The organism is Moorena sp. SIO3B2 (assembly GCF_010692525.1).
In the GTDB taxonomy this organism is placed as follows: domain Bacteria; phylum Cyanobacteriota; class Cyanobacteriia; order Cyanobacteriales; family Coleofasciculaceae; genus Moorena; species Moorena producens.
Map to the genome: position 1 here is coordinate 1 of NZ_JAAHHE010000439.1, position 4,417 is coordinate 4,417.

Annotated in this window: 2 protein-coding genes and 1 pseudogene; all 3 read left to right on the top strand. The window is 44.0% G+C overall.

Annotated features, from left to right (window positions below; translation table 11 throughout):
* The coding region (locus F6K38_RS35605) for a hypothetical protein (RefSeq protein ID WP_287359779.1) at positions 1-182 on the top strand (182 nt) is incomplete at its 5' end.
* A gap of 228 nt (positions 183-410) precedes the next feature.
* Entirely contained in the window at positions 411-917 is a 507-nt protein-coding gene (locus tag F6K38_RS35610) for a hypothetical protein (protein WP_287359781.1), read from the top strand.
* A 166-nt stretch (positions 918-1,083) separates the two neighbouring features.
* Positions 1,084-4,417: pseudogene (locus tag F6K38_RS35615) on the top strand (hypothetical protein); the annotation flags it as partial.

Here is a 4,417-nt window from a genome sequence, read left to right on the forward strand (position 1 = left end):
TAGTCACGGTATTTTCGGTACCCCAATCCGATGATTATCCCAATGGTGTTATTGTTAAAAAAGGGTTAACCTTTGTGGACGAAAATGGAAATACTGTGGCTGATGATAATCTATCGACCACAAAGATTCCAGAAGAATCAGTGGTTCCCCCGGAAGCTGAAGTTAAGCTCGATCAAATATAGCGTTTGTATCTGGTTTGTAAAGACACGAATTGCTTAAAAAGGCAAAAGGCAAAAGGCAAAAGGCAAGAGGGTAAAGATATCCGGAGTTTGATTGCCCAATAAAAAAATACCTATTAGGTTTACATATCATGTATATATGATATATAATTCAATGGCAAATGTATAATTTATAATTGTTGTAGATTGATAGTTTTTGAAAGTAAATATTTTTGAAAAAGGAGCAAAAAAATGTCAGAAACTAAAGTATTTTTTGGTGTTTCTCTAGAACTGGCGGGAAAGACAATTTCCCTAGAACCGAAAAATGCCATTACTGAGCTTAAAGAAAAGGGAATTGAAGTTGAACTTCCCCCCGGAGAAAGGGTTTATTTAGGTACTGTTGGCAGCTCTCTCAATAGTATTATGAGTACTTTGGGTGTTAGTTCTACAGAAATTGACTCTTTCCTAGACCCCACCACGGGTGAACTTAAAGCCGATGCATTACCAGACATTACAGTCTTACAAAATGCTGCTAATTTGCTGGTTGAAGCCGGTTTATATGTGGATGAATTTCATGTCAGAATTCCTGGCTCTAGTGCTTCAAGCACAGATGCTAGTGGAAATAAAGTCGTTGATAAAACCAAGACAGCTTATACTGTTGGACTATCAGCCGAATGGCAAGAGGATTCAGGTCAATTAATTGATGGATTAGACCTTAAATTAAGGGGAGTCTATTTCAAAGTTAGTAATGAAGAATAGCTATTAGCTTATAGGTTAGGTCACATTATAGGTTAGGTCACAGGCTAGAAGCCTGTGCCACGCTACTTGGCTTTTGAATAAAATAAGTTGACCGCTGATAACTGACCACTTACCGCTAACTTTCGACAATTCCATTTTTGCCTAGTAATCTTTTCTGAATCGAACGATGACTGCAATAGTGCAAAGAACAACCAGTGTTAGCTTTGGTATGATCTCCGAGCTAACCGTTGCTGGTGAAACCGTCAATTTGATCCTGGAGAAAATTCAAGACCGCAACGTAACGGTTTATCAGGGCGGTATGATTGCTGGACAGCGACTTTATGTCGTGGCGCTTTTGGAAGAACTGATTCCAGAATTAGATGCACCAGACTCGATTCAGAACTTAGCTATTACGAAAATGGCGGTGGAATTGCGACCGGATAAAGGGGCATTTTCCTTTGAGGCTGCTATTGAAAATGCCTGGTCGATTACCCTCGATTCGGGGCCAACCTTATCCATCCAACAGCTTGCCCTGTCAGTGTCATCGGTCAAATCCTCTGGCTCAACCAATGGGAGTCAACAGAATACGCCAGAATCCCTCTCCCAGCAGCGAAAACTGTCATTTGAGGGGCTGTTTGAGTTATTTGGGGGCGAATTTGCGGTTAAGGTCGCCCATCAATTTTCGTCACAGCTTACCAATTCTGGGGGGAGCCAGATTGCCAGTCAGTGGGCATTTTCTGCCACTGCTCAAAATATCAGCATTACCGAAGTTATCAAAGCCTTTGGATTTTCTCAGGATAAGCTCGATGAGTATGGGTTGCGGGATTTAGTAGTTTCCCTGGCATTTGCCCTACAACAAACCCGCTATCAAGAGAATAGTACCCAAATCGTTGAATCCCGCTATACCTTCACCGGATCCATGGATTGGGATACTGGCATTGCCTTAGTGCCAGGGGAAGAAACCCTGCAAATCCAAGCAGCGATTCAAATTACCAAAACCTCCAGTAATAGATCAGGGGGAACCTCTACGACCCTAAAAGGAGCGATCGCAGGAACGGTCAAAGCCTCGATTCCCTTTTTCGATACCTTACAACTCTCGGTTATCTATACTTTTAGTCGAACCAGTAGCACCTCTGGCTCTGGTCGTTCATCCCAAGCCCTGGCAAATCGTACCGGTGAGTTAATTTTCCAACTCCAAATCAGTACCCTGTTGCTGAGCGCAGTGTACACCAATATCAATAATCGTAAACTGTTGCGGTTTAGCGTTAGTTTAGTCAATGGTAAAAATCCTACCATTGGTGACCTGATTGCCTATATTGTCAGCGTCTATGACTCCAGTATTATTGAGTTTGAACTCGATCCACCCTGGGATGAATTTGCTAAACAAGAGATAGCGCTAGATAAGTTTAGTCTGGAGATAGACCTAACTAATAAATCCATCACCATTTCCTACAAGGCTACCCTGAATGTCTTGATTGCTAAGGTATCCAATGTGGGGCTGTCTTACCAGTTTGGCACCAAGACATCTCAGGTCAGTGCCCAACAAAATAATGCTAGAACAGCATCCAATAAGAAAATAGCGATCGCAGTAGACTTAAGTATTCCCGGACAACCCAAAAAGCGAGTTCAGTGGGACCCAGTCAATGAGAATCCCCCAGAAGTGCCCAGCACTAAAGCCCCGATCTTCGAGCTGAAGTTCCTGGCTTTGGGACAACGGGTTGCCTTCGCACCAGAAATTGTGCAGCAAGCTCGTACTATTGAGCAATTCACCACGGTGATGCGCCAAACCTTGGTACCCCTTCCCCCTATTAAACGGCGGCAAAATCCCCTCACAGCTCTGCAACAGTCCTTACCCTCAGCCGTCAGTTCTGACCCCACTCAACCAATTCAATTTTCAGGTCAGCCAATACAGTTTAGTGCAGAGAGTGGCTGGTTAATTGGTGCCCAATTTGTGATTTTGGGTTCCATTGAGATCAGTATAATTTTCAACGACCCCTTTATCTATGGCCTGCGCATTAGTTTGTCGGGACCCCCGGTACAAAGTTTTGCTGGATTTGAATTTGAAATCCTCTATCGCCGCATTAGTGATACTGTCGGGGTCTATCGCAGTGAGCTGGTTTTACCAGACACCATGCGCTATATCGACTTTGGTGCTGTTCATATTACCCTGCCAGTGGTTGCCATTGAAATCTATACCAATGGGGACTTTGGTATCGATGTGGGCTTCCCTTGGGGTGGTGACTTTTCGAGATCCATTGCCGTTAATGTCGGCATCTTTTTAGGATTAGGGGGCTTCTACTTCAATAAACTGAGTGCAGAAACAGCCACCAGTGTTCCCGACATTGTTAGTGGCACCTTTGACCCGGTATTAGAATTTGGCATTGGCTTGCAGGTCGGGTTGGGGAAAATTATCAAGAAAGGCCCTCTGCGCGCAGAATTCAGCATTACCATGCATGGCCTGTTGCAAGGGGTGTTTGCGACCTATAATCCCACCGATACTAATCAGAAAAAGGCCACCTATTACCGAATTCAGGGTGGTGTAGCCATTGTTGGTCGCATCTATGGTGTCGTGGACTTTAAAGTAATTCAGGTTGATGTAGAAGTCCTGGTTAAAGTTGCGGTGCTGTTTGTGGTTGAGGTATACAAAGCCATTCAGGTGGCTCTAGTGGCTACGGTTTCTGTCAAAGCATCGATCAAGATTGCCTTTGTCCGAATCAGATTTAAGTTTAAATTGACCGTCCGGGAGCAATTTGTCCTCGGTTCAGATACCACACCACCCTGGCAACTCGCTGCTGGATCTGGGGGAGCCATGGCAGCCACTGTTCCAGTATTTACTGCCCGTGCTCAAACCCTGCATCCCTATCGAATCCAGAAAAATGCTAGGGCTAATCGCTCCTTTGCTTTTGCTAAAGCCCAAGGCACGAGTAGCACCGGAAGAGTTAAAAATGTCACTACCCAAACATCTGCTACTACTACAAATGTCACTACCCAAACATCTGGTGGACGGTCATTGCGATGGGATGATGGCACAACGGGAATTAAGCTAGCACTCCCCGGAGACGTGCGCACGGAAACTGTAAAAGACGGGAAGCTTCGCCTCGATATTTATTTTCAACCGTCCTTTACCAAGACCGAAACAGGAGTCAGTGGTATCGGGTTATTGTTTATGGAAAACTCGATTCCTCTAGATGATAACTCTACCAATGATAATGATACGGACTTTGATGAGTTAGTTAAAGCCCTATTCAAATGGGTGATTTATGCCTATTTATCCGATAGTGAGCGTAATGATTTGAATATCAACACAAGTGCTGTCAATGTTGATGCTCAAGTCTTAACCTTGGAATTGTTAGAAGATGTTTATACCCTATTCGTTAACTACTTAGAGGAAGAACCGGCGGATGAGTTTTGGGAACCGCTAATTCGATTCTTGTCTACCAATTTTATCTTTGATATCACCGACCGCCCCATCGAGGATACGGAAATTAGTGGTACCATTTTCCCGATGTTTTCTCAACTTG